Source organism: Ralstonia sp. R-29 (assembly GCF_049913345.1).
In the GTDB taxonomy this organism is placed as follows: Bacteria; Pseudomonadota; Gammaproteobacteria; order Burkholderiales; family Burkholderiaceae; genus Ralstonia.
Genome location: NZ_CP184378.1, coordinates 1111425 through 1136519 on the forward strand (window position 1 = coordinate 1111425; position 25095 = coordinate 1136519).

The 25095-nt window shown below is 62.9% G+C and carries 21 protein-coding genes and 1 pseudogene; 15 read left to right on the plus strand and 7 right to left on the minus strand.

Features of this window, described 5'->3' with window-relative positions; all coding sequences use genetic code 11:
- Positions 1 to 35: 35 nt before the first annotated feature.
- From ACN9M1_RS22120 to ACN9M1_RS22145, 6 genes and pseudogenes are all read right to left on the minus strand, one after another.
- Positions 36 to 1007: a LysR family transcriptional regulator gene (locus ACN9M1_RS22120; protein ID WP_426398997.1), complete on the minus strand. Its 972-nt coding sequence runs from the start codon at positions 1005 to 1007 to the stop codon at positions 36 to 38.
- A 13-nt stretch (positions 1008 to 1020) separates the two neighbouring features.
- The gene (gene kynU / locus ACN9M1_RS22125; protein ID WP_426400704.1) at positions 1021 to 2259 is read right to left on the minus strand and encodes a kynureninase; all 1239 of its coding nucleotides are present in this window, start codon (positions 2257 to 2259) and stop codon (positions 1021 to 1023) included.
- A 28-nt stretch (positions 2260 to 2287) separates the two neighbouring features.
- Positions 2288 to 3226, minus strand: a complete 939-nt coding sequence (locus ACN9M1_RS22130; protein WP_426398998.1) for a tryptophan 2,3-dioxygenase — start codon at positions 3224 to 3226, stop codon at positions 2288 to 2290.
- Positions 3227 to 3270: 44 nt separating this feature from the next.
- Positions 3271 to 4263, minus strand: a complete 993-nt coding sequence (locus ACN9M1_RS22135) for an alpha/beta hydrolase (RefSeq protein WP_426398999.1) — start codon at positions 4261 to 4263, stop codon at positions 3271 to 3273.
- Between the two features lie 217 nt (positions 4264 to 4480).
- Positions 4481 to 4696, minus strand: a pseudogene (locus ACN9M1_RS22140) (transposase); the annotation flags it as partial.
- Positions 4697 to 4850: 154 nt separating this feature from the next.
- A complete protein-coding gene (locus ACN9M1_RS22145) occupies positions 4851 to 5501 on the minus strand; it encodes a TetR/AcrR family transcriptional regulator (protein ID WP_426399000.1) in 651 nt (216 codons plus the stop codon).
- A 192-nt stretch (positions 5502 to 5693) separates the two neighbouring features.
- Between ACN9M1_RS22145 and ACN9M1_RS22150 the strand changes: the two genes are divergently transcribed.
- The 13 genes from ACN9M1_RS22150 to ACN9M1_RS22210 all read left to right on the plus strand — a co-directional run bounded on the left by ACN9M1_RS22150 (position 5694) and on the right by ACN9M1_RS22210 (position 19728).
- On the plus strand, positions 5694 to 6515 hold the full coding sequence (locus ACN9M1_RS22150) for an alpha/beta hydrolase (RefSeq protein ID WP_426399001.1): 822 nt from the start codon (positions 5694 to 5696) through the stop codon (positions 6513 to 6515).
- Positions 6512 to 7369, plus strand: coding sequence for an SDR family NAD(P)-dependent oxidoreductase (locus tag ACN9M1_RS22155; protein WP_426399002.1), 858 nt, complete (start codon positions 6512 to 6514; stop codon positions 7367 to 7369). The genes ACN9M1_RS22150 and ACN9M1_RS22155 overlap by 4 nt, the downstream gene beginning before the upstream one ends.
- A 3-nt stretch (positions 7370 to 7372) precedes the next feature.
- On the plus strand, positions 7373 to 8272 hold the full coding sequence (locus ACN9M1_RS22160) for an SDR family NAD(P)-dependent oxidoreductase (protein ID WP_426399003.1): 900 nt from the start codon (positions 7373 to 7375) through the stop codon (positions 8270 to 8272).
- Positions 8273 to 8460: 188 nt separating this feature from the next.
- The gene (locus ACN9M1_RS22165) at positions 8461 to 9198 is read left to right on the plus strand and encodes a response regulator transcription factor (protein ID WP_426399004.1); all 738 of its coding nucleotides are present in this window, start codon (positions 8461 to 8463) and stop codon (positions 9196 to 9198) included.
- A gap of 230 nt (positions 9199 to 9428) precedes the next feature.
- Positions 9429 to 11729, plus strand: coding sequence for a LamG-like jellyroll fold domain-containing protein (locus ACN9M1_RS22170; protein ID WP_426399005.1), 2301 nt, complete (start codon positions 9429 to 9431; stop codon positions 11727 to 11729).
- A gap of 276 nt (positions 11730 to 12005) precedes the next feature.
- Positions 12006 to 12644: a LysE family translocator gene (locus tag ACN9M1_RS22175; RefSeq protein ID WP_426399006.1), complete on the plus strand. Its 639-nt coding sequence runs from the start codon at positions 12006 to 12008 to the stop codon at positions 12642 to 12644.
- Positions 12645 to 12887: 243 nt separating this feature from the next.
- Positions 12888 to 13475 carry a lecithin retinol acyltransferase family protein gene (locus tag ACN9M1_RS22180; protein WP_426399007.1) on the plus strand — a complete coding sequence of 196 codons (588 nt, stop codon included), beginning with the start codon at positions 12888 to 12890 and terminating at the stop codon, positions 13473 to 13475.
- 160 nt (positions 13476 to 13635) lie between these two features.
- Entirely contained in the window at positions 13636 to 14424 is a 789-nt protein-coding gene (locus ACN9M1_RS22185) for an SDR family oxidoreductase (RefSeq protein ID WP_426399008.1), read from the plus strand.
- Between the two features lie 59 nt (positions 14425 to 14483).
- The gene (locus ACN9M1_RS22190; protein ID WP_426399009.1) at positions 14484 to 15728 is read left to right on the plus strand and encodes a styrene monooxygenase/indole monooxygenase family protein; all 1245 of its coding nucleotides are present in this window, start codon (positions 14484 to 14486) and stop codon (positions 15726 to 15728) included.
- Between the two features lie 10 nt (positions 15729 to 15738).
- On the plus strand, positions 15739 to 16296 hold the full coding sequence (locus ACN9M1_RS22195) for a flavin reductase family protein (RefSeq protein WP_426399010.1): 558 nt from the start codon (positions 15739 to 15741) through the stop codon (positions 16294 to 16296).
- A gap of 34 nt (positions 16297 to 16330) precedes the next feature.
- The gene (locus ACN9M1_RS22200) at positions 16331 to 17122 is read left to right on the plus strand and encodes a cyclase family protein (protein WP_426399011.1); all 792 of its coding nucleotides are present in this window, start codon (positions 16331 to 16333) and stop codon (positions 17120 to 17122) included.
- 3 nt (positions 17123 to 17125) lie between these two features.
- Positions 17126 to 18733: a phytoene desaturase family protein gene (locus ACN9M1_RS22205; protein ID WP_426399012.1), complete on the plus strand. Its 1608-nt coding sequence runs from the start codon at positions 17126 to 17128 to the stop codon at positions 18731 to 18733.
- 101 nt (positions 18734 to 18834) lie between these two features.
- Positions 18835 to 19728, plus strand: a complete 894-nt coding sequence (locus ACN9M1_RS22210) for a SphA family protein (protein ID WP_426399013.1) — start codon at positions 18835 to 18837, stop codon at positions 19726 to 19728.
- A gap of 76 nt (positions 19729 to 19804) precedes the next feature.
- Here ACN9M1_RS22210 and ACN9M1_RS22215 read toward each other — a convergent pair whose 3' ends face one another.
- Positions 19805 to 20833, minus strand: coding sequence for an AraC family transcriptional regulator (locus tag ACN9M1_RS22215; protein ID WP_426399014.1), 1029 nt, complete (start codon positions 20831 to 20833; stop codon positions 19805 to 19807).
- Positions 20834 to 21284: 451 nt separating this feature from the next.
- Here ACN9M1_RS22215 and ACN9M1_RS22220 point away from each other — a divergent pair, with 451 nt between their 5' ends.
- Both ACN9M1_RS22220 and ACN9M1_RS22225 read left to right on the plus strand, forming a co-directional pair.
- Positions 21285 to 23492: a thiamine pyrophosphate-dependent enzyme gene (locus ACN9M1_RS22220; protein WP_426399015.1), complete on the plus strand. Its 2208-nt coding sequence runs from the start codon at positions 21285 to 21287 to the stop codon at positions 23490 to 23492.
- A gap of 99 nt (positions 23493 to 23591) precedes the next feature.
- Complete coding sequence (locus tag ACN9M1_RS22225) at positions 23592 to 25094, plus strand: indolepyruvate oxidoreductase subunit beta family protein (protein ID WP_426399016.1); 1503 nt, start codon at positions 23592 to 23594, stop codon at positions 25092 to 25094.
- Position 25095 lies beyond the last annotated feature (1 nt).

A 25095-nucleotide genomic window follows, 5' to 3' on the forward strand; every position in this document is an offset into this window, starting at 1 on the left:
GCTGGGTATTCCGGATGTCCTGGGGCCGTCAGCCTTCAGGACATCGTATTCGCAACGGAGCGCAGCGTTTCGGTGAGCAGATGCGCCGCAGGCGACAGACGATGCCCAGATCGCAACGATAGGCCGACGTCTCCGAAGCGGTCCACGCCGGCGATGGGCACCTCGGAAATCTGTCCGCCAGCATTGAGAAGCTGGAAGGCCCCGCGCGGCATCAGGCAGCACGCGTCGGCGTGCGTGATGAGTCCGAGATTGGTGAACAAAGACATGCTTTCGATCCGGTGCGTAGGCAAGTCGAGGCCCGCGTTGGCGAACAGATCCTCTGCCACCAGGCGCGCCGGCGACTCCGGCACTGGGAGAATCCAGAGCGAATCGAGCGTGTCGGCCAAGACTGGAGCCGAGATCGTCATCATGCGGTGGTCTCGGCGCACGACCAGGCAAAATGATTCGGTGAACAGGCGTTCGTGCTCAAGTGGGAAATTGCGTGCGACCGGATGGCCCCTGCCCGGAAGGCGTCCGACGACGAGGTCCAGTTCGCCGGTAGCCAACGCCGGATACAGGGTGTCGGCGACCCCTTCACGAACCGTCACGAGCACGCCTGGGGCGCGTCGCTTCAGCTCTGCGATGGCCAACGGCAAAAGCTTGGCGCTCCCGGCGATCAGCGTCCCGACAATCACGTGTCCCGTCTCGGCGGATCGGAAGGCGTTCAATTCGTCGGCGAGATAGCGGACTTCCGCGATGACCAGCTTCACGCGAGCCCCAAGCAGAAGCCCGTAGGCGGTCGGTTCGACGCCGCGGTTGGTTCGCTGGAAAAGCTGGACGCCCAAGTCGTCTTCGAGCTCGCGCACAGCCTTGGTGACAGCCGACTGGGTCAGGTGCAGCTCGTGGGCAGCGTGAAGGATCGAGCGCCGCTGAAAGACGCGATCAAAGATCAGCAACGGCTTGAACTTGAGCCGCCGCAGCATGACATCGGAGAACGTCGCTTTCTTGGGGGCGTCTTCTTCGCTCATGCGCGTCGAGTCCTTACGTTACGGCCTTGCGGGCCTGGTGCTGGGGGTGCTTCCATGCGCTCGAGGTCATGGTGTCTTTCAGAATCGCCACGGCGTCCCACACATCGACATGGCGCACATAAAGACCTGCAAAGCCGAAGCGCAGGATGTCGGGGGCACGGAAGTCACCGATGACACCCCGCGCGATGAGGGCCTGCATGATGGGGTAGCCCTGTTCATGCGTCAGTGAAACCTGGCTGCCGCGGCGCGCAGCGTCGCGCGGGCTGACCAAGCCGAAACCGAAGCCACCTAGCTCCTGGTCTACCAATTCGATGAACAGGTCGCACAGGTCCATTCCCTTGCGGCGCAACTGGTGCAGATCGACGCCATCGAACGCCGTCAGCGCCTCCTCCAGCGCGATCAAGCCAAGTTGCGATGCCGTGCCGACCAGCATGCGGTCGATGCCGGGATTCGGCATGTATTCCGCATTGAAGGTAAACGGCGCGGCGTGGCCATGCCAGCCGTGTATGGGTTGCCGAAGCTCAGCCAGATGCCGTTCGGCGACGAAGGCGAAGGCGGGTGCGCCCGGCCCCCCGTTCAGGTACTTGTAGCCGCAGCCGACAGCGAAGTCCGCCTCGCAAGCGTTGAGCTGCACAGGCAAGGTCCCGGCGCTGTGGCAGAGATCCCAGACCACAAGGCCACCGGCCGCATGAGCAGCGCTGGTGACGCTCGCCATGTCGTGCAGTCGACCGGTCTTGTAGTTCACTTCCGTGAGCGCAACGACCGCCAGATCCGCACCCGCTTCGGCGATCGCTGCCTCCACCTCCTCCGGATGCACGCACCGCAGCTCGGCGCCCATCAGCGAGGCGACACCATCGGCGACATACATGTCGGTGGGAAAGTTTCCGGTCTCACCGACGATGACCTTGCGCCCAGGCCGCATGCGCAGCGCTGCCACCAGGATCTTGAAGAGGTTCACAGACGTGGAGTCGCATACGACGACCTCGTGCGATTGCGCGCCCACCAGGGTGGCAATCCTGGCGCCCACGCGAAGTGGCGCCGGATACCAGGCGGCGTCGTTCCAGGAGCGTATCAGGCCTTGGCCCCATTCTGTCTCGACGGCACGTGCCATGCGCGGTGCCACACTGGCCACGAGGGGTCCGAGGGAATTGCCGTCGAGATAGATCACGTCCGGCGGAATGGCAAATGCACGGCGTTTGGTGGCCAATGGGTCCTGCAGATCTTTCTGCACCAGTGCGTCACGAGAAATCATCGATATGCCCCGATCGTTGAGTGTCAAGTCAGAACTGGGTCCGGATGGACCACAGTTCCGGGAAGAAGCGATGGTTCGTCACGTGCTGCAGCCAGCCCACACCGGCAGAGCCACCGGTTCCAGGCTTCAGGCCGATCAGGCGTTGAACCGACACGAAGTGCCTCCATCGGTATTGAGCCATCAGGTCGGCCAGCGAAACGAGTGCCTCGCCCAGTCGATACAGCTCGTTGTGTGGCCCCGGATCGGCGTACACCGCAAGCCATGCTTTCTCCACTGATTCGTTGGGCTGGTAGTCCTCAGACCAGTCCCGATCGAGCGCCGCGTTGTCGATTTCGTGACCGCGGCGGGCCAGCAGGCGCACTGAGTCGTCGTAAAGACTTGGCGAGGTCAACGCGGCCTCGATCCCCGACCACACGTGTGGCATGTTGCGGAACGCACCTGCCAGCCGGCGGTTCTTGTTGCCCAGGATGAATTCGACGTGCCTGTACATGAACGACAATTGCCCTGAAGCCGTGCTCAGGTGATCGCGGAACTGGTTGAAGCCTTCAGGGGTGATCGTCGAAAGGACATCCCAGGAGTTTGCGATGTACCTGGCGATTGCCTGGGCGCGTGGAAGAATTTCCAGTGCGCTGGCCACCTCATCGGCACGGATCTGCATCTGCGCGTTGTAAAGCTCGAAGTGCAGCGCCTTGAACAGGAGCTCCTTCACCTGGCCGATCACGAAGAAGATGTGCTCGTCATAACCATCGCTCCTAGGGTGCTGCAGGGACAGAAGAAGATCGATGCTCTGGTAGTCGTTGTAGGGGTTGCTGGTGCCATCGAAGTCGACGAGCGGCGCACCTCCCGTACCCTGGACCGCGTAGGCGCGCGAGGCCTCGGTAGTCATCCCCATGGGCCGAGCCTCGACACCTAACTTCACCCCCGAGGGGTCGACGATCTGTGGATGCTGGCGTTTGTAGCGAGGCATGATTCAAGATCCTTGTGTGGTTGGTTCGACGGGGAGCCGGGCCTTCAGGTCAGGCCCAGCAGGTCAAAGGTGCATAGCCCCAGAGCCGTGCCGGGTTCGGCCAGATTCAGAATGACGTCGAAGTGGTTGCGAGTAGCGATCTCCAGGCTTTGGCAGTCGGTGTGGGCTTGGCGCAGCAATGAGGCAAAGCCTTGACTCTGTTCCTTGAACGCGTCCGTCTCGATTTCACCCCAGCACACCATCGTTCGTGGAAAGCCCACCACTGCGGCCGGCGTGAGAAGTGCGGGGCTTTGATCGCGCGCCTCTTGACGGTCGAGATGGAGGGCATCGTTGATGCTCGTGCCGATCAAGGGTTCCAGCTCGTAGATGCCGGAGGCCAACACTGCCGCTGCGGGCCGAAACGTGGATCGCCTTTCCTCGCGCCATCCCGGCAGGCACGCCATCGCGGCGAGGTGCGCTCCCGCGGAGCTGCCGGCGACCACCATCCGCGACGCATCCCATCCGAGTTGCGCCGCATGATGAGCCAGCCAGTCGAGCGCAGCGCGGCACTCCTCGACGATTAGACCGACAGAGGCCTTCGGAGCGAGCGTGTAGTCGATCGCAGCAAAGGCTGCACCGTGCTCGATACAGCTCGCCGCCGGGAAGAGCGACGCTTCAGCCGAGAGTTCCTGCCAATAGCCTCCATGAATGAAGACCAGCAGCGGCACCGCGGTCGCGTTCGTGGGCACGCAGATATCGATGCGTTGAGCCTCGGCGCTGCCGTAGCGATGCTCCACCCAACGGCCACCGAAAGCGGTAGCGCGCTCCCTGGACTCTGCGCTGCGTCGCCGGTAGGCCTCCACGAAGGGGCGATAGTCCCCGCCGATTCGGGAGCTCGGCGAATATTCCCGCTCGCGTTCAGCCTGGGTGAGGGAATGCCATTGATGGCCTGTGAATGATGTGCTCATGGTTGCCGAAGATGATCGCCGATCTCCGCTGCGATGGCGCACTTGCTTGCATGAATTGAGCAGCCTTTGATATCTCGTTTCGGAATACATGGTGTCGCCTCGTGCGCGGCAGCGTTACGACAAAGCGACTACTCGCCCCTGGGGGTTCCACGATTGCGGAGTAAGACCGTAGGGCGAGGGGCATTAAGCCTGGGGGGTGTACGTTGGAGCGCCGAAGGCGGGGGCGGAGCGCCGGGCCTATCAGTTTTTTTTGTGTGGGGGGCAACTCAAGGTTCACCGTCAGGTTGAACGGTGAGCCGGCATTATCTCAACGGTGTGGCTGCGTGAATCGGTCTTCATAGAGGACCGCGAACTGGTTCATCGCAGCCTTCCAGTCGTGCGTTGAACTCCCCCATTTGCCAGTGATATTGCGTAGCGCCAGCCACAGGAGTTTGGTGGCCGCTTCATCGCTGGGGAAGTGGCCACGCGTCTTGATGATCTTGCGTAGCTGCGCGTTGATGCTCTCGATCGCGTTGGTCGTGTAGTCCGTGCCTGCCAGGCGCCTGAAAAAGGCAACTGCCGCACACAAGGTATGGCCATCGAGCAGTGCGGACGAGGGGCAACACATCCCCGATTCTTCCGCCACCCACATCGCCAGTTCGACGCCATGGGAAAGCCTTGCCGAACCGCGGCGGGTTTCATCTCCCGCGCTGCCTGAGGCCGTCGGTGAGAATCTTCGTCACTGTGCCGAAGATGGCGTCAATTTGCGCGGCGTCTACCCGCAGGCTATCGGTGCGCCACAACAGGCTCAATACACCATTCATCATGGTCCAGAGAGCGGTGGAAGTGAGTTCAGGATCGAACCCGCTGTCGATGACCGCCTCGTCTATGCCTCGACGGATCAAGGCGCTCAACTTGGCGTTTTGCTCCCGGATCAAGTTCGCGATCCGCGTCAGCGCCTCGGGCTCGTCCGGCGGCTCGACCATGATACGAAACTGGTGCGGGCGTTCCCTGGCGAAGTTGGTATAGGCCGCTGCCACGGCGTACAAGCGGTCTTCCACCCCGCCCGGCGAGGCATATGCGGCGTCCATGTATTGCCGATTCTCTTCCAGCGCGCGCTCGGCCACAGCGATTAGCAGCGCCGAGAGCCCGCCCACCCGGTTGTACAAGGTCTGCACGGCCACGTCGGCACGCGTTGCGACCGCCTCCAGGGTGACTGCGTCGCGTCCCCCTTCCGCCAGCAGAGTCTCCGCCGCTTCCAGGATCGACAACCGGGTCGCGTTGGCCTTGCGTTGGGTTCGAGTCTCCCTCTCCCGGCCAGTTCTCTTCTCTATTGGATTGACTTCCATTTTTGGAACCTATTACACTTATTGTAAGCAGTTACAAGTTTGTTGATGACTACAAATATTCTCATACATCGACATATTGGAGGAGCAATGAGGCGACGAGCGAACATCGAGTTCTCTTCTGGCAGGCGAGGAGAGCGGTGCCGGGGCTGGCTTTATGAACCGGAAGGGAACGGGCCTTTTCCCGTCATTGTCATGGCGCACGGCCTGGGCGGCATCAAGGAGATGCGCTTGGACGCGTTTGCCGAACGCTTTTGCGACTCCGGCTACGCATGCCTAGTCTTTGACTACCGCAACTTCGGGGCGAGCGAGGGCGCTACCAGGCAGTTGCTGGACATCGGCCAACAGTTGGAAGACTGGTCCAGCGCAATTGCTTTTGCACGGCTGCAGCCCAACCTGATGCGCAGCAAGGTCGTCCTGTGGGGCACCTCCTTCGGCGGCGGCCACGTCATTGCGTCCGCCGCGCGCGACCAGAACGTGGCGGCTGTCATTGCCCAATGCCCCTTCACTGACGGCATCGCCTCCGCCCTGGCGATGGATTTGCGCAGCAGCTTCAAAGTGACGGCGATGGCCATGGTCGACATGCTGCGCAGTTTAGTTGGCATGACACCTTTGATGGTGGCCACTTCCGGCCCACCACATTCCGCCGCCCTCATGACCGCGCCAGACGCCCAGGGCGGCTATCTGGCCCTGGTGCCAAGCGGAGTGTCCTTCCGCAACCACGTTGCAGCGCGCTTCGCGATGAACATCCTGCGCTACCGTCCCGGCCGCCGCGCGGCAAAGGTGCCCTGCCCGATTCTTTTCTGCATCTGCGAGACCGACTCTGTCGCGCCCGCCGGGCCAACCGGGCGCTATGCCAAGAAAGCGCCGCGCGGCGAAGTCCGTCTGTATCGGGCCGGCCATTTCGACATCTACGTCGGCGAAGCCTTCGAACGGGTGGTGGCCGATCAGCTCGATTTTCTCAAGCGCCATGTCCCCGTGAAAGGACGAGCCATGTCGAAAAAGGAGACTTCATGATGACTTACGACTTGAACGACAAGGTGGCGCTGATCACCGGCGCGGCGGGCGGCATCGGCGCCGCGACCGCACGCGAACTCTATGCCCTTGGTGCGAGTTTGGTGCTGACCGATATGCAGCAAACCGCTGTGGACAAACTTGCAGAAGAGTTCACCCCATCTCGAGTGCTACCTCTAGCGCTTGACGTCACCAACGCCGAGGCAACAAAGGCTGTCATCCAGCAGACGATCCAACGCTTCGGACACCTCGATGTGGTGTTTGCCAACGCTGGCATTTCCTGGCGTAGCGGCGCCTCAACAATTGCCAGTTGCGATGAGGCCGAGTTCGAGAAAATCGTAGAAGTGGATTTGCTTGGTGTCTGGCGCACGGTTCGCGCGGCGCTGCCGGAGATCATTCGCAACAAGGGCCAAGTCCTTGTCACGTCTTCCGTATACGCATTTGCCAATGGCATGGCGAATGCACCTTATGCCGCATCGAAGGCAGGGGTGGAAATGCTCACACGCTGCTTGAGAGCAGAGTTCGCCTATACCGGGGCAACGGCCAGCGTCGTGTACCCCGGCTGGACGGCCACGGCCATCGCCAAGGTTGCCTTCGGCGGAAACGCAACCGTGACAAAAATGAATGAGGTTGGATTTCCAGCGTGGCTGCGTCGGGCCATTCCCCCCGAGCAGGTAGCACGTGCGGTCGCGAAAGGTGTGCAGCATCGCAGGCCTCGCATCTACGCACCATGGCGGTGGGTTCCGTTCTCACTCTTCCGCGGCATCTTCGGTGTACTGACCGATGTCACGCTGAGTCGACACAAAGAAATGCACGCCCTCATCCAGCAGCTCGAGGCGGAATCAACGCACGGATAAACCATGCCGAAATATGATTTGACTAATCGAGTGGTGGCCATTACCGGCTCGACCGGCGGCTTGGGATCAGCGCTCGCCGCAGCGCTGCGCGCCAAGGGCGCCCGCCTCGCTTTGTTCGACCTGGACTTGGCCCAGGTCGAGGCGCAGGCAAAGACCTTGGGTGGCCTCTCCCTAGCCCGCGGCTGGACCGCCAACGTGCGCAGCATGGAGAGCCTGGAGGCGGCCATGGCGCAAGCCGCGGCGCATTTCGGCCACATTGACGTGGTGATCGCCAACGCAGGCATCGACACCATGGCGCCCATGGCCACGCTCAACCCGGAGGCATTCGAGCGCGTCATCGACATCAACCTCAACGGCGTCTGGCGCACCTTCCGCGCCGGCCTACCCTATGTGCAGAAGCAGCAGGGCTACCTCATGGGCATTTCCTCGATGGCTGCCTTCGTCCATTCGCCGCTCCAGGCATCCTACACCTCCAGCAAGGCGGGCGTTTGGGCCCTATGCGACAGCGTCCGGCTGGAATTGCAGCATCTGGGAGTCGGCGTCGGTAGCGTGCACCCCACCTTTTTCCCCACACCGATGATGGACGACGTCGTGGCTGATCCCGCAGGCCGTGCCTTGTGGGGCGGCAATGACAAAGGCCTTTGGAAAATGGTTTCGCGCGAGTCCGTTGTGCGCGACATTGTGGCCGGCATCGAGCGGCGCGCAGACATGGTGGTCGTGCCCAAGCGAAATACCCTCATCGCAAAAGCGCCCGGACTCTTCCGGCACTTCATCGAGCGGGCCGGGTTCCGTGGCAAAAACATCCAGCAAGCCATCAAGCTGGCATCGTCCACAGGCTGGAACTCGCCCGCAGAAGGTCATGGGGGCCATCCCGGCAATGTCGACGCATCGAAGCACCGCTAAGCGCGGCAGCGTTCGATAGATCAGCGATGAGTTGAAGAGGCCTCATCGCGCCACACACTCCGCGCTCTTCTCCCCGGGGAGCATCTATTCGCCAAGACCTTCAGTCAGGAATCGTGAAAGTTATGCCGGGGTAGAAGATAACAAGCGGGGCCGACGAACTGATTGGCACCGCATCGAACGGGTGCTTCATGAAATTCGCCATCCTCACCAGCAATCCCTCCAGCTTTGCGTACGTGTCGGCTTGCCTGCCACCGGACGTGACGTGCGTGAGATTCGACGACGCATTGGCGCTGTTGCGCGCTCGGCGTACCGAGGTGTTCGATTTGTTGATGATCGACGCCCAACTATTCGGTACGGCCGGCCAGCGGGTGCTGGCTTGGCGCGAGTGCAACGCCGATATGCGCTGGCCAACGCTGGTATTCGGCAACTTTGTCGAGCGCGAAGAAATGCTGGGCGTTTTTGACAGCGCTGTCGACGACTGGATCACCGGCCACTTCACTGCGGACGAGTTGGGGGTCCGTGTACACCGTATTCTGCGCGCCAAGCGCGGAACGCTGCAGACCGAACCAGGCACCGCGCAGGTGGTCGGACCCTACTGCTTGTGCCGGCTCACCCGGACAGTGACGTTGCACGGCACACCCATCCGCTTGACCGCCCGCGAGTTTTCCACGGCCTGGCTGATGTTCTCTTCGTCAGGTGCATTCCTGTCACGTCAGCAGATCGCCTCTGCAGTATGGGGAGCGGACGCCTGCGTTGCCCGGCGCTCGATCGAACAGCACGTCTACAAGCTGCGCAAGAAGCTGTGCTTCGGAGAAGCCACCGGTGTCGAGCTCAAGACGGTCTATTCGCGCGGCTACCAATTAACCGTGCGTGAGCCCGTCGGCCAGGCGGCGAAGGTTGGGGCTGCACGGCTGGTGGCAGCTTGAGAGACAAACGTACGGCAAACCGCTGTCATCGAATTCAACGAGATAGACGCACTGAAGGAAAAGCTCGCAGTTGGTGAGATCGCGTGCGTTCTCACGGAGCCACTTATGACGAACTAGGGAATAGCTGCCCGAAGACTCAAAAAAGCTCACGGATTGCAGCGATTGCGTTGACGAGCATTCGCACGCTGACCTACGGTTGCGCCATTAAAAAAAGATGGTCGGGTCAATACATGATGAAAAAATCCGTGGAACGCGCCAGCGTCGGCGCGGCGCCTAATCCTGTGCGTCGGGCGTTGTCATTGAGCCTGGGGCTCTTCCCCATGTTGCCGCTGCTGCCGGGGTGTGGCGCGGGTGTCGACGATGCCTCCGCGCAGGGGCAAACTCAGCCGCAGGACAAGGTAGGAGGTGGCGGCCAATCGCCGACCGGTCCGGCACCTGCGAAGCCCTTCCCTGAGTCCGTGCCGGCGTCGGTGAGTGGCGTCTTCCGCCACCCGGGGCTGCTGGTTACCGAAGATGACTTCACCCGCCTCCGCGCGCTCATCAAGGCGGGGCAGGAGCCGTGGACGACCTGGTGGAAGAAGTTGTGCGCTGACTCCCTCGTCAGCCTGGATGGCAAGCCCAATCCACAGGAAGGCGTCTACCGCCAGGACCGCAGCAAGTACGCGCTCTACCGCGACATCCAGCGCGCGTGGAGCCTGGCGCTGCGCTGGAAGCTGTCCGACCCGGAGGACAGGCGCTATGCCGACAAGGCAGTGGAAACTCTCGATGCCTGGGCCTCCACGCTGAAGGTGGTCGGTACCGTGCCCCCAGGATCCTCCGCGCCCGACGACCACACCTTCAGCCTGATGGCTGGCATGCAAGGCCACCAGTGGGCCCAGGTGGGGGAGATCATGCGCACCTATCCAGGCTGGGCGCCGGCAAACCTGAAGCGTTTCCAGGACATGCTGCTCAACGTTTTCGCCTCGATCTCGTCGTGGTTCCTCAGCGACGGGCGCATGGGGTCCCATGCCAACTGGGAAATGGCCTCGATGGTGGGCGCCATGGCCATGGGTGTGTTCTGCGACCGGCCCGACCTGTATCGGCTGGCCTGCGACTGCTACGCGGGCAATAACCGCGGGAAGCTCCGGAACTTCGGCAACGGTTCGATCGTGCACGGCGTCTATTTCCTGCACCCGGGCCATTTCGGGCAATGGGAAGAAAGCGGCCGTGACCAAGGCCATTCCACGCTGGGCATGTCGCTGGGCGGTGACTTGATGGAGATCGCCTGGAACCAGGGGGACGACCTCTACGGGCTGTACAACAATCGCTTCCTCTCGGCGGCCGAGTACGTGGCGCGCTCCAACCTGGTCGACGAGAACGGCAACAACTACCCGATGCCCTTTGCGCCCGAGCAGGATCCGACGGCGGCGCATCGGACTGTGAATTCTGTATGGAAACAGGTGAACTACGGCCAGATGGGCCGCAATGCCTGGGAGCCCATCTACAACCACTACGTCAACCGCCTGGGGCTGGCGGCGCCCAACGTCGCGCGCATGGTGGCGAAGTGTGAGCCAAACCAATTTTCGAACGGCGGGGACGATGTGATTTGGCCGACGCTGGTCCACCGCCGCCCGGACTACGCCGGGCCGATGAAGCCGCCCTCGGGGCTCACGGCCCATTTGCGCGGCGATCGCGTCGTGCTGTCGTGGTGGGGTAGCGTCGGCGCGACCTCGTATGCGGTCAAGCGCGCGAGCCAGGCCAACGGCCCCTTCAACCTGCTGGGCACCGTTTCGGCCAGCGAGGTGCTCACCTACAGCGATATACCGCCCAGCGGCGTCTGGTTCTACCAGATCACCGCCCAGGGCACCGGTGCCTCGAGCACAGGCTCCAGCGTGGCGCGCATCGCCGTTCCTGGTGAGGTCCGCCTGTCGATGCCGCTGAACGACCCGAACGGCACCGGCACGGTCGGCGCGCTACTGACCGCCGCTGGCACCACGACCTTGGTGCAAGGCACGCTGCTGGACGGCGCGACTTGGGGCGACGGACGCCTCAACGACAAAGCCATCGTGTTCGACGGCAACAAGGCCGGCCTGCAACTCCCATCGGGCATATTCAGTGGCCTCGAAGATTTCAGCGTGTCCATGTGGGCCTACGCGAATGGCTTGCGCTGGGACAGCTGCCTGTTCTTCGCGGGGCAGGATGCGAACGCAGCCATGGCCATCGCGCCCCAGTCCGGCCGGGGCGGGCTGCGTTTTGTGATCTTCGGCGCGACAGGCAAGGACGCGCAGGGTATGGAGGCGCCGTCGCCCCTGCCGATTCGCCGCTGGGTCCATGTGGCGGTCACGCTGCAGGGCAACATCTACCGCCTGTATGTCGACGGCACCGAGGTGGCGAAGTCTGACGAGATCCTGCTGTCGCCGCGCCAGATTGGCGACCAGGTCATCTTCCTGGGCCGCGATTGGGGGCATTCATCGTTCAACGGCCGCATCCAGGGGTTCCGCGTTCACGCGGGTGCCTTGAGTGCCGCGGAGGTTGCAGCGCTCGCCCGCTGATGTGACGCCACATCGCTCAATAGACGATTCTCTCGGACCTGAACACCTCTTCGCCCCACCTGGCACGTTGTTGGGAAGGCCGCCATGTCGGCCAGGTGGGTAGCCGTTCAATCTCGAGGGCTTTGTCGCGCTCCGCGTGCTGGAAAGCCTGATGCGAGGTGCCAAACTGCGCATGGCTATGCTTCAATGCCTAACGCCGCCCCACAAATCCTGGGAATTGGAAAACTGCAGGCCAGCGTTGTGAAGACGCGCGGCTGCGCTACAGGAGCCCTTGCAATGATCAACTTCGCCGTCTTGCCCTACTTTTTGCTAACGGTAGCGCTGGTTGTCGCCATTCCCGGGCCGAACACGATCTATGTGTCGACGGCCAGCGCCAGCCAGGGTTTCAAGTTCGGTCTTGCGTCGTGCTTCGGCATCATGCTGGGAACACTCGTTCACGTGTCCTTTGCCGCAATGGGCATCACTGCACTGCTGATGGCGTCCCCTGCTCTTTTGGGCGTGACTAAATTGCTGGGTGCCTCCTACCTCGTCTATCTGGGCGTCAAATCGATCACCAAAACGGTCGCCGATACCGATGCCGTGCGTCAAACGTCTCTGGGCCTTGGCGAATCCATCAAGAAGGGGCTCCTCGTCAATTTGCTGAACCCGAAGACCGCACTGTTCATCGCGGCTTTCCTCCCACAGTTTGTTGACCCTGCCTCCGGAAACATTCCCCTTCAAATCTTCTCGCTGGGCGTCATCCTGATCGTGATTGGCGGCATCAGCGACATCCTTTACGCCGCAGCAGCCGCCAAGATTGGGAGGATGGTGGCCAACACCCGCAAGACCCGTAGCGTTGGAAAGTACATGACGGGGGCCATCTACATTGGGCTTGGGATTGTGGCGGCCACAACTTCGAACGGCTCGACGAAGTAGCAGCGGAATGCTGTCATGCCAGCTGGTCATCATGGGCCGGCTTCTCATTTTCCTTTGCCATCGCGCTAATAGAGTGGCTCACAGAGTCTGAAAGCAGCGCATCCCGGCTTACATGAGAGCCTGATCAGCAAAGGTTCCGCCATTTCCGGATACCCCGTGCACGAACGGGATAACGCCCTTACGACACGTTCATAAGCTGCAATCGAGGCGGGAGACACCCCCGCCAAGTCGAGGACCAGCATCATGGACTATGCGTTCCAACATCAACTCGCGGGGCACGACGGCACTGTTGTGATCGGCGCCACCTATTGGCGCCCCCATGAGGAAGGCTCGCTCGCCCTTGGGGCACACCTCATCACGCCGCGCCTGGGGTATTGGCACCATGGCATCTACGTTGGCGACGGCAAAGTCGTGCACTACGCCGGTCTGTCGCGAACGTTCCACCGCGGCCCGGTGGAAGAAATCACCGTCGATCGATTTACCGCCGGCCGCCCACTCTTGGTTAGGCAAGATTGCCAACACAAGTTTCCCTCCCAGGTCGCGGTGCAAAGGGCTCGCTCGCGCGTCGGTGAATCCCAGTACCGGATTCTCACCAACAATTGCGAGCACTTCTGCAACTGGTGTCTGAACAACGAGCACCGCAGTGACCAGGCCGACAGGCTGCTCGCATGGCCGGGCGCACTGTCGCGCATGGTGCTGCGCGCAGTTAGCGCACTGCTCGGCCCTACTGGCCACGTTGACCGCCCCGATTCATACCCTGCCAGAGCTATTCAAGCCGCAATCACGACGTCGGCCTATTCCCGCGCGGACGCAGCTGCATTGCGCGCGTGACATCCGTTACCTCAGATCAATCGATCTCCGAATACCAGCAACGGACGGATAGCTGCAGCACGAACCGGATATATGCACACCGGACTCACAGTCCATCATGCAATCAAACGCGTCCCCAACAACTGGCGCAAAACGATTCTCAAAAGGCTAGGAGGCACCCATGAAAGATCTGAAAGGCAAGGTCGCCATCGTGACAGGCGGCGCCACCATCATCGGCGCTGCGGTCGTTCAGGCGCTTCGCAGCCACGACGTCAAGGTTGCCCTGTTCGACATCGATGCGGCCGGCGGCGACCGCGTTGCCACCACCGACCCCGAAGGCATCCGCTTTTGGCAAGTCGATATCGCAGATGACCAGCAACTGGACCGTGCCGTCGCCGACGTAGCAGCCCAATTCGGGCGCGTGGACTTCCTCGTGAATCTGGCAGCAACGTATCTCGATGACGGTGACAAGTCTGGGCGTGCCGACTGGCTCAAGGCACTGGATGTCAATGTAGTGAGTGCCGTCATGGCCGCGCGGGCTGTTCGTCCGCACATGGTTGCTGCAGGCGGCGGCGCTATCGTCAACTTCACCAGCATCTCGTCCAGCGTCGCGCAAACGGGCCGTTGGCTCTACCCCGTCTCCAAGGCGGCTCTGGTGCAAGTCACCCGAAGCATGGCGATGGATTTTGCGGCCGACGGCATCCGCGTGAACTCTGTCTCTCCCGGCTGGACCTGGTCGCGCGTGATGGACGAGATCACCCACGGCGACCGCGCCAAGACCGATCGCGTGGCAGCCGACTATCACCTGCTGCGCCGCGTGGGTAACCCCGAGGAGGTGGCCGATGTTGTCGCCTTCCTCCTCTCTGGAAACGCCTCGTTTGTCACCGGTGCGGATTACGCCGTCGATGGCGGTTATTCGGCCATGGGGCCCGAGCAAGCAAAACCGGCGATTCCGCGCCTGGCCGAATAACGCAGCCGATCACGCTACCTCAGACGGCTACGTCCGAACTTTCATCAAGGAGAACTCTCATGCGTCGAATCGCGATTGTGGGTGGTGGCCAGGCTGGCATGCCGCTGGCCTTCGGGCTGCTGGACAAGGGCTACGAAGTCACCGTTGTTTCCAACCGGACGCCGGACGACATCCGCAACGGCAAGGTCATGTCTAGCCAATGCATGTTTGACCCGGCGTTGCAGATTGAACGTGACCTCGGCATCAACGATTGGGAGCAAGCCTGTCCGCCCGTTGAAGGCATCGGCTTTGCCGTGCCACATCCGGAGCAGCCCGGCGCAAAGGTCATTGAGTGGAGCGCGCAGCTGGATCGCCCCGCACAGTCTGTGGACCAGCGTGTGAAGATGGCGTCGTGGCTCGAACAACTCGAATCGCGTGGCGGCCGGCTGGTGATCCAGGATGCAGGCATCGCCGAGCTCGAAGCACTGGCAGAAAGCAATGACCTCGTCATCCTCGCCGGCGGCAAGGGCGAGGTCGTCAAGCTGCTTGAACGTGATGCGGCGCGCTCCCCCTTCGACAAGCCTCAGCGTGCACTGGCGCTGACCTACGTGCACGGTCTGGAGCCGACGCAGGACTATTCCCGCGTGTCGTTCAACCTCATTCCGGGTGTCGGCGAATACTTCGTCTTCCCTGCCCTCACGCTTAGCGGCCCGTGCGACATCATGGTGTTCGAGGGCGTGCCGGGCGGCCCGCTAGATTGTTGGCGTGATGTCCGTACGCCGCAAGACCACCTCGCCACCAGCCTGCGCTTTCTGCAGACCTACCTGCCGTGGGAAGCCGACCGCGCACGCAATGTGCAACTGACCGACGACAAGGGCATTCTGGCCGGTGCATTCGCACCGACGGTGCGCAAGCCGGTGATGACGCTGCCGTCTGGCCGGCTGGTGTTCGGCCTGGGCGACGCTGTGGCCACCAACGACCCGATCACCGGACAAGGCTCGAACAACGCCACCAAGGCCGGCAAGGTCTACCTGGACGCCATCCTGGCACGCGCGGACCAGCCCTACACCCGCGAGTGGATGGAGGCGACGTTCGAGCAGTTCTGGGACTACGCCCAATGGGTCGTGCAATGGACGAACTCACTGCTGACCCCGCCACCGCCGCACATTCTCGGCTTGCTGGGCGCCGCACAGCAATCGCCCACGCTTGCCAAGACGATTGCGAACGGCTTCAACCACCCGCCGAGCTACTTCCCGTGGTGGGCTGACGCGCAAGCCTGCGAGCGCTTTGTCGCTGAACACCTAGCCGTGCCGGCTACGGCCTGAGGAGAACGCCATGTTGTCATGTCTCGCCCACGAGCCCACCACCATGCACGCCAACCGCCACAACACCTGGGGCAACGTCGACCTCGAACCCAAGGCGCTGCGCAACCTGTTCGGCAGCTACCCGACCGGTGTTGCCATTGTCACAACGCGCACGCCCGACGGGCGCTCAGTGGGCCTGACCATCAACTCCTTTGCCACGCTGTCGCTGGATCCGCCGCTCGTGCTGTGGAGCCTGGTCGACCGCTCGCCCAATCTGGCCACGTTCCGCGAGTGCACGCACTTCGCGATCAACATCCTGGCGAACGGTCACGAAGACTTGGCCAAACGCTTTGCCACTGCCGCCGTACCCGACAAGTTCGATGGCGTAGCGGTACAAGAAACACCGGAAGGCATCCCGGCGATCGACGGTGCAGTCGCCACGCTCGTGTGCGCACATGACGACTGCCGGCACGTTGGAGACCACCTGCTGCTGATCGGCCGGGTGGTGCGCACGGCCAACCAGCCTGGCACGCCGCTGGTCTTCCACGCGGGCCGGTTCACATCGCTGCACGCGGTTTCAGTCCTGTAAAGCGCTTCGTTATCCCGTACCGCTGGAGAACACCATGACGTCCACCCCATCCACGACGCTGTCCGCATTGACTGAAGGCCTGGCGCGCGGCAACGTCCGCGTTGTCGATCTCACGCAGACGCTGTCGCCTTCGTTTCCTGCGTTGCAATTGCCGCCGCAGTTTGGGCAGGTGCAGGCGTTCAAGGTCGAGCGCATCTCGCACTATGACGAGGCCGGCCCCGCGTGGTACTGGAACAACTTCTCGTGTGGCGAGCACACCGGCACCCACTTCGATGCGCCCGTGCACTGGATCACGGGGCGAGACTACCCAGGCAACAGCGTGGACACCATCGCCCCAGAGAACTTCCTGGCGCCGGCCGTGGTGGTGGACGCCAGCGCGCAAGTCCGCGAAAACGAAGACTGGTTGCTGACGGTGGAATTCTTGCAGGCCTGGGAACAGCGCCATGGGCACATCCCTGAAGGTGCATGGGTTCTGTTCCGCACGGACTGGTCGCTTCGCGTGAGCGACGCCGCCGCGTTCCTCAACTTGCGCGAAGACGGCGCCCACACGCCGGGGCCGACTCAAGAAGCGGTCGAGTGGCTGATCCACGAACGGAACGTCCACGGCTTCGGCGTCGAAACCATCAACACCGACGCGGGGCAGTCTTACGCGTGGCCGGTGGCCTATCCGTGCCACACGCTGATGCACGGCGCAAACCGTTACGGCCTGCAGTGCCTGAAGAACCTTGATCAACTGCCGCCGCAGGGTGCGGTGATCGTGTCGGCGCCGCTCAAGATCGAAGGCGGCTCGGGCAGCCCGCTGCGCGTGCTGGCGCTGGTGGAGTAAGCCATGGCCGCATCGTCGGATCCGCAAGTCATCTTCGTCGGCAGCGGCATCAATTCGCTGGTCAGCGCGGCATTGTTGGCCACGCGCGGCAAGCGTGTGATGGTGCTGGAGCGCAACGACCGGCTGGGTGGCTGCATCCGCACCGAAGAGCTTTTTCCCGGCTACCACCATGAGGTGATGTCGTCGTGGTACCCGCTCTTCGTGGGCAGCCCGGGCTATGCCGAGCTCAAGCCTGCGCTGGAAAAGGCCGGACTGACGTTCCTGTCTCCGGAATACACCACGGGTCTGGTTCGGCCAGACGGCAGCGGCCTGGCGCTCAAACAGGATCTGACCGATGCGGTACGGCGCCTTGATGCCGTGGCACCAGGAGACGGCACAGCCCTGGGCGCGATGGGTGCCCGCTTGTTCGGACAAGATGCGGAATTGACGTTCGGCCTGCTCAGCCAGAACCCCTATGGCTGGTCGATGCTCAAGCTGTTGTTCAGCCAATGGCGCAAGCGCGGCACCGACGGCCTCGCAGCCTTCGCGGCCGATTCGCTGGAGACGTTCCGGCGTTGGTCGGAACGCGCACTGAGCTCGGACTTTGCCCGCGCGCTGATCGCACCATGGGTGCTGCACTCCGGCCTCGGCCCCGATGATGCGGGCTCGGCCCTCATCGGCAAGCTCACCTTCGCCTCGGTGGTCAGTGGTGGCATGCCCGTGGTTAAAGGTGGCGGTAGCCGGCTTGTGGAAGCGCTCGCGCACGTTATTGAGCAGCACGGCGGCCACTTGGTGACAGGTGCATCGGTCGACTCCGTCTTGACCGAGGGACATGGTCGCCACCGTCGCGCCATCGGCGTGAAGACAGCAGACGGACAGACGCTCCATGCCCAGGAGGCTGTCGTGTGCAACGTCACGCCCCAGCAGTTGTATGGCCGCCTGCTGACTGACATGCCGCAACCGGTACGCGAACGCGCCGAAGGCTATCGGTATGGTCGCGGCGACATGCAGATCCACTTCGCGCTCAATGCCCCACCCGCCTGGCGCGAACCAGAGCTCGCCAAGGTCCCGCTCGTCCATCTGACCGAGAGCATGGAGCAGGTCTGCACCTCCGTCACGGAAGCCAACAATGGTCTGCTGCCGCGCCGTCCTACGCTGGGCATTGGGCAACCGACAGTAGCGGACCCATCGCGTGCGCCTGCTGGCGGTTGGATCCTGTGGATTCAGATGCAGGAACTGCCGACGCGGCTCAAGGGCGACGCGGCGGACGAGATTGCCGTGCCCGCCGACGGTCGCTGGACCGAAGCCATGCGCGAAGCCTTTGCAGACCGTGTGCAAGCGCGACTGGAGCAGGTCATGCCGGGGCTGGCACAACGCATCGTCGGCCGACGCGCCTACTCGCCGGCGGACCTGGAAGCGTTGAACTGCAACCTGGTCGGCGGCGATCCGTACTCAGGTGTCTGCTCGCCTGATCAGTTCTTCTGGCTGCGACCGTTCGCGGGTGGCCACGGTGCGCGTGCGCATCGCACACCGCTGGCCAACGTGTTCCATATCGGCGCCAGCACGCACCCCGGGCCGGGCCTGGGCGCGGGCTCCGGGTTCATGGTGGCCCAGCACCTCAGTCCTCGCTAGCGCCCCACACCTCACTCCACTGCATCGACCCGCCCTGCCAACCACGCAGGGCGCGGACGGTGTCGTCCCACGTTTTCTCAACCATGGTCAAGGAAAACGCCATGCGCAAGTCTGCAGTCATGAAACTCCTGCCGGGTGTGCTGGCCTGTGCCGCCAGCATCAACGCGGCGCATGCTACCGAAGGGGGCGGTCTATCCATCTATCCGGATGGGCTCGAAAACTATCTGGTGGGGGCGCTGCCACCGCCGGGCGTCCATGCGCTGGTGTACGCCGGCGCGGCGCGCTATGACACGCTGCGTGGCAACAGCGGGCAATCTCTCCTGCAGGACTTCAAGGTGGACGTCAACGTGCTGGCACCGCGTCTGATCTGGGTGACACCGGCACAAGTGTTTGGCGGGCAGCTGGCATTCCATGCCATCGCACCGCTGCTGGATGTCGACTTCCGCGCCAACGGTGCGCGCTTCAAGAGTTCGGGGCTGGGCGACATCACGTTCGGCCCGGCGTTGGGCTATCACGTGTCACCGACACTGCATTACGTGCTTGGCCTCGACATGTATGCGCCCACCGGCCATTACGATCGGACCGATCCCTCCAGCCTGGGCAAGAACTATTGGACTGCGCAGCCGGTTGCGGCCATCACCTACATGCAACCCACCGGCTTCAACGGTGATCTGAAGGTGATGTACGACTTCAACTTCCGCAACAACGCGACGGATACCCGATCGGGCCAAGCCATCCACGCTGACTACAGCGCCGGATGGGGCATCGGCAACGGCTGGGTCTTTGGCGTGGGCGGCTATGTCTACCAGCAGACCACGAATGATCAGGGGCCCGCTGCCGCACAAGGGAAGGCGCGTGCCCTCGCCGCAGGACCATCGATCCGCTACGCCAACGAGCGCGGCTGGCTGCTGACGGTCAAATGGCAGAAGGAATTCGAAGTGCGGAATCGCCCGTCGGGCAGCCAGTTCTATATCAAGGCGTCCATTCCGTTCTGATAGCAAAAGGCGGCATCCAAAGATGCCGCCTTGCTGATGCATGCGTTCACGCGCTTGCCGTGGCAATCAGAGAACGCTATCGGCGCCGCAACGTCTGGCTGGGGGTCTCCCCGTAGCGCTGCTTGTAGTCGTTGCTGAATCGGCCCATGTGCGCGAACCCCCAGCGCAACGCCACGCCGGCCACATTGCTGGCTTCACCACTCATGAACTCGGTGCGCGCACGCTCCATGCGCAGATCTCGCAAATAGTGCATCGGGCTCACGCCAAGGAAGTCCTTGAAGCCGGTGTAGAGGCTTCTCACGCTCACCCCGACGACTTGCGCCAGCTTGTCGGCACACACCGGTTCATGCGCATGCGCTTCCAGATAATCCTGCGCACGCCGGACGTGGCGCGGAAGAATGGTGCCGCGGCGCGCGGGTGCCGACTCGCTGTAGTTGTGCCGGTGGGAGACAAGCAGGACGGACGCCGCCAGTTGCTCGATCTGCGCAAGCACCAGCTTGTGCTGCGCCAGGTCGAGGCCCTGCGTCGAACAGTCCATCAAGTAGCTCAGCAGACAACGCCATTGCGCGCATTCGCGCCAGCGGAAGCCGAGTTCGAACTGCAGTGGCTGTTCCAGTGGGTGGCCGAAGTGGCCGACCAATGTGCGCTCCACCAGGGAACGTGACAGCCGCAACATCAGCTGTTCGTTGCCGGCGAGCCAACGCATCTTCGTTTCATCGTCCGGGCTGAGCACGGAGGCGATCTCGGGGCCGGAGTCGACATGCTGTCCGCCGCTGTCGACGATGGCGCTCCCGATAAGGGGCATCTGCACCAAAAAGAAGCTTTCCAGTGGGCCCGGCTCGATATCAACGGTGCCGCCGTACCGCAGCCGGCTGAGCGAGACATCGCCCAGCGGGGTGTAGTGCATCCGCGCATCCAGACGATCTCCCGCGCCAGCCAGTACCAAGCGGTGGGGCTTCATGACCCGCCCGACCATCGAGCGAACCTCGTCAATGTCGGTCGAGGCAAAGAGCAGCCGCTCCGGCGTGTACGGAAACGGGTCAAAAGCGGCCGACTGTGCAGCTTGACGCTGCGCTGGGGCCAGTGGGGGCGCGGAAGTCAACATGGCTTTTTGCCTCTATTTGGGCGGAGCGGGTACGGCCTCGATCACTTCGTGCCCACTCACGGAAAGTGAACACCACGTGCAAGACCCGTACCACCTTGCATGATTTTTCATGCATCTATGCTCAATCTCCGTTGTCATGGTATGCCTCGGCACCCAGGCCGCAATGTGCACCGCAGCATCCACAACCTGTTCACGCTCCTAGAGCGGCATCCACGCACAGAAATTTCTGTGATGAAGCAAGGAGTACGGCAATCGTACTCGCGCATCCGGGTTGCGCCACCTCAGGAAAACCCCGTCTCTCGACCCGCCTCTTATCCCCTTCTTGCGACCGCTATCCGCACTCTGCTGAAAGTGAAATTACATGATTATTCATGTATTGACCTTCCCTCACCGCGCAACGAAAGTGAAAGCCACGGGCACACATGCCGGATGAACCGAGAAGAGGAGCACCATGGCCGAGCGGTCGTTTTTGGAAGAAGTGAAGAAGCTGCGCCTGGGCGCGGGCGAGGTATTCAGCGGCGAGGGGATTCTGGCCGTTACGAAGGCCCTGCTCGAATCCGGCGTCGCCTATGTGGCCGGCTATCAGGGCGCGCCGATCTCGCACTTGATGGACGTGCTGGCGGATGCGCAAGACATCCTGGGTGAGCACGGTATCCGCTTCGAGAACAGCGCGAGCGAGGCAACTGCCGCTGCCACGCTCGCCGCATCGGTAAACTACCCGCTGCGCGGTGCGGTGACCTTCAAGGCGACGGTCGGCACCAACGTCGCATCGGATGCGCTGGCCAACCTGGCGTCGGGTGGCGTACTGGGCGGCGCGCTCATCATCGTGGGCGAAGACTACGGCGAGGGCTCCTCCATCATGCAGGAGCGCAGCCACGCGTTTGCGATGAAATCGCAGATGTGGCTGCTCGATCCGCGCCCCAACCTGCCCTGCATCGTGCAGGCGGTCAAGGATGGCTTCGACCTGTCAGAGGCCAGCAGCACGCCGGTGATGCTGCAAATGCGCATCCGCTCGTGTCACGTGCACGGTCAGTTCGTCACGTCCGCCAACCGGCGCCCTGCGTTCACCGTCAAAGACGCGCTTGAGAACCCCACGCGCGATCTCAGCCGCATTGTCTTGCCACCCGCCAGCTTCCAGCATGAAAAGGAAAAGGTGCAGGACCGCTGGCCCGCTGCCATCCGTTTCATCCAAGAACGCAAGCTCAACGAGTTCTTCTCAGAAGACGTGGCCGACGTCGGCATCGCCTTGCAAGGCGGCAACTACAACACGCTGATCCGCGCACTGCAGAAGCTCGGCTTGGCTGACGTCTATGGCGAATCCAAGATTCCGCTGTACGTCATGAACGTGGCCTACCCGCTGGTGGATGCGGAGTTCGAGCACTTCTGCAAGGGCAAGCGTGCCATCCTGGTTCTGGAGGAAGGACAGCCGAACTTCGTGGAGCAAAACGTCGCCAACATCCTGCGCCAGTTGGGCGTGGAAACCGCCTTGCACGGCAAGGATCTGTTGCCGATGGCGGGCGAATACAACACCGCGACGGTACTGACAGGCGTGCGTGCTTTCCTGGAGCGCTACGGTCACCTCGAACCCCAGCTTGCGCAGCCGCGCAAGCATCGCGTCATTCCGTTGACGGCAGTTGCCGCTGATCCGGTCGGCGCTGAAGCAATGGCCAGCCTCGGTGAGGATGTGGAGGTACTCCCGCCGTTGGAGGACGCCGTACACGCACGACCGCCCGGCTTCTGCACCGGCTGCCCCGAGCGACCGATCTTCACCGCCATGAAGCTGGTCGAACGGGAATTGGGTCCGCATCACGTCAGCGCAGACATCGGCTGCCACCTGTTCTCCATCCTGCCGCCGTTCAACCTCGGCAACACCACGATGGGCTACGGCCTTGGCGCGGCCGGTGCGGCCGCACTGAATGCACCTGCCGGCAAGCGCGCAATCTCCGTGATGGGCGACGGCGGCTTCTGGCACAACGGCCTGACCAGCGGTATCGCCAACGCGGTGTTCAACCGCAGTGACAACCTGACGGTCATCGTCGACAACAGCTACACCTCGGCAACGGGCGGGCAAGACATTCTGTCCTCCACCGCACTCAACCCCACGCGCAGCACGGGGCATGAGATCGAACAGGCCGTGAAGGGCGTCGGCGTTGAATGGGTTCGCACCATCAAGCGCACATACGACCTCAAGACGATGACGGCCACCCTGCGCGAAGCGCTGACCACCACAGCGAAAGGCCCGAAGGTGCTCATCGCGCAGAGCGAATGCATGCTCAACAAGCAGCGGCGCGAAAAGCCCAAGGTCCGCAAGGCCATTGCCGCCGGCGAGCGCGTGGTACGCGAGCGCTTTGGTATCGACCCGGACACCTGTACCGGCGACCACTCCTGCATCCGGCTTTCGGGATGCCCGTCGCTATCGATCCGCCCCAACCCCGATCCGCTGCGCCGTGACCCCGTTGCCACCGTGATCGATAGCTGTGTGGGCTGCGGTCTGTGCGGCGAGGTTTCACATGCGGCGGTGCTGTGTCCGTCGTTCTTCCGCGCGCAGGTCGTCAGCAACCCGACGCGCTGGGATCGCCTGCGTCAGCGCGTGCGCGATGGCGTGATCGGCTGGCTGCAAGGCCGCGACGCAAAGCGCCGGATGCGCTACGCGTTCTGACGCCGCAGGTCACTACACCTGTTTGACTCTTTCGCACCGAAACGCCCACCGCTGCGTGGTGCGTTCGGGCCCGCTGCACCGTTTTTCTGGAGCCCCATCATGACTGTTGAGCCCATCAAGATCGCCATCCTCGCCATGGGCGGAGAAGGCGGTGGCGTGCTCGCGGATTGGATCGTCGACCTGGGCGAAGCCAACGGCTATTTCGCGCAGACCACCTCCGTCCCAGGTGTCGCCCAGCGCACCGGCGCCACGATTTACTACGTAGAACTGTTCCCCGGCGCAGGCGATACGCCCACCCGTACGCCCGTGCTCGCGCTCATGCCCATGCCGGGCGACGTGGATGTGGTACTGGCATCCGAACTGATGGAGGCAGGCCGCGCAGTGCAACGCGGCTTCGTGACATCGGAGCGCACTACGTTGATCACCTCCAGCCATCGCGTGTACTCCATCGCCGAAAAGGCCGCCATGGGCGATGGCCGTGTCGACAGCGATACGCTGCTACGCCAAGCCCGCAAGGCCGCCAAGCACTTCCTCAGCTTCGATATGGCGGAGGCCGCGGAGCGCTCCGGCAGCGTCATCAGCGCAGTGCTGTTTGGCGCTCTGAGCGGCGCAGGCGTCCTGCCCTTCAGCCGCGAGCAGTTTGAAGCGACCATTGAACGCGGCGGAGTTGGCGTCAAACCGAGCCTGAAGGCGTTCGGTGCCGGCTACGCCAAGGCGCAGCCGGGGCAGCCGGACAGCGCCGCCGCCACTCAACGCACACCCGCCGGCCGGTCGTCCGCTCACCTCGCCCCCGTCGTTGCCGCACTCATCGAGCGCGCACGTCAGTTTCCGCCACAGGTGTCCGAGATCGCCATCGAAGGTGTCCGACGGCTGATCGACTACCAAGACCCGGACTATGCGGGCCTGTATCTGGACCGACTCGACGCGCTCTCCGTCGTCCCCGGTGGCAATCAGATCGATCTGCTGAGCGAAACCGCGCGCCACCTTGCTCTTTGGATGTCGTACGAAGACACCATTCGCGTCGCCGACCTCAAGACGCGCAGCACTCGCTTCGAGCGTGTGCGCGGCGAAGTCCGCGCGAAGGCAGACCAGCTACTGCAGATCAACGAATTCATGCACCCGCGCATCGAAGAGATCTGCGAAACGCTGCCAGCAGGCTTGGGGCGTTGGCTGGCACGTCCCAACTGGGCGCATCGCCTCGTCGACCGGTTCACCAAGCAGGGCCGCGTCATCCAGACCAGCTCGCTCGCGGGGTTCGTGCTGCTGTACACGCTGGCCCGGTGGCGCCGTTGGCGCCGGGTCACCCTGCGCTATGTCGTGGAGAACACACGCATCGAAGCGTGGCTGCAACGTGTGCGATCCGTCGCCGCCATCAATCCTGCCCTGGCCCTTGAAACCGCGCAGTGCCAACGCCTGGTGAAAGGCTACGGCGACACGCATGCACGTGGCCTGAAGAACTACGAAACGCTCATGACGGTCGTGGACCGCCACGCGACATCCCTCCCACCCCTGACCCTGCGCGAACTCCGCGATGCCGCGCTGGCCGATGAGCACGGCAACAAGCTGCGCGAGTGCCTGCAACGCCATGCCTTTTCCGTCTAGG

Bases quoted from the DNA above. Each gene is read 5' to 3' on its own strand.
- ACN9M1_RS22120 (WP_426398997.1), bottom strand. From the start codon at position 1,007: ATGAGCGAAGAAGACGCCCCCAAGAAAGCGACGTTCTCCGATGTCATG.
- kynU (WP_426400704.1), bottom strand. From the start codon at position 2,259: ATGATTTCTCGTGACGCACTGGTGCAGAAAGATCTGCAGGACCCATTG.
- ACN9M1_RS22130 (WP_426398998.1), bottom strand. From the start codon at position 3,226: ATGCCTCGCTACAAACGCCAGCATCCACAGATCGTCGACCCCTCGGGG.
- ACN9M1_RS22135 (WP_426398999.1), bottom strand. From the start codon at position 4,263: ATGTATTCCGAAACGAGATATCAAAGGCTGCTCAATTCATGCAAGCAA.
- ACN9M1_RS22145 (WP_426399000.1), bottom strand. From the start codon at position 5,501: ATGGAAGTCAATCCAATAGAGAAGAGAACTGGCCGGGAGAGGGAGACT.
- ACN9M1_RS22150 (WP_426399001.1), top strand. From the start codon at position 5,694: ATGGCGCACGGCCTGGGCGGCATCAAGGAGATGCGCTTGGACGCGTTT.
- ACN9M1_RS22155 (WP_426399002.1), top strand. From the start codon at position 6,512: ATGATGACTTACGACTTGAACGACAAGGTGGCGCTGATCACCGGCGCG.
- ACN9M1_RS22160 (WP_426399003.1), top strand. From the start codon at position 7,373: ATGCCGAAATATGATTTGACTAATCGAGTGGTGGCCATTACCGGCTCG.
- ACN9M1_RS22165 (WP_426399004.1), top strand. From the start codon at position 8,461: ATGAAATTCGCCATCCTCACCAGCAATCCCTCCAGCTTTGCGTACGTG.
- ACN9M1_RS22170 (WP_426399005.1), top strand. From the start codon at position 9,429: ATGATGAAAAAATCCGTGGAACGCGCCAGCGTCGGCGCGGCGCCTAAT.
- ACN9M1_RS22175 (WP_426399006.1), top strand. From the start codon at position 12,006: ATGATCAACTTCGCCGTCTTGCCCTACTTTTTGCTAACGGTAGCGCTG.
- ACN9M1_RS22180 (WP_426399007.1), top strand. From the start codon at position 12,888: ATGGACTATGCGTTCCAACATCAACTCGCGGGGCACGACGGCACTGTT.
- ACN9M1_RS22185 (WP_426399008.1), top strand. From the start codon at position 13,636: ATGAAAGATCTGAAAGGCAAGGTCGCCATCGTGACAGGCGGCGCCACC.
- ACN9M1_RS22190 (WP_426399009.1), top strand. From the start codon at position 14,484: ATGCGTCGAATCGCGATTGTGGGTGGTGGCCAGGCTGGCATGCCGCTG.
- ACN9M1_RS22195 (WP_426399010.1), top strand. From the start codon at position 15,739: ATGTTGTCATGTCTCGCCCACGAGCCCACCACCATGCACGCCAACCGC.
- ACN9M1_RS22200 (WP_426399011.1), top strand. From the start codon at position 16,331: ATGACGTCCACCCCATCCACGACGCTGTCCGCATTGACTGAAGGCCTG.
- ACN9M1_RS22205 (WP_426399012.1), top strand. From the start codon at position 17,126: ATGGCCGCATCGTCGGATCCGCAAGTCATCTTCGTCGGCAGCGGCATC.
- ACN9M1_RS22210 (WP_426399013.1), top strand. From the start codon at position 18,835: ATGCGCAAGTCTGCAGTCATGAAACTCCTGCCGGGTGTGCTGGCCTGT.
- ACN9M1_RS22215 (WP_426399014.1), bottom strand. From the start codon at position 20,833: ATGTTGACTTCCGCGCCCCCACTGGCCCCAGCGCAGCGTCAAGCTGCA.
- ACN9M1_RS22220 (WP_426399015.1), top strand. From the start codon at position 21,285: ATGGCCGAGCGGTCGTTTTTGGAAGAAGTGAAGAAGCTGCGCCTGGGC.
- ACN9M1_RS22225 (WP_426399016.1), top strand. From the start codon at position 23,592: ATGACTGTTGAGCCCATCAAGATCGCCATCCTCGCCATGGGCGGAGAA.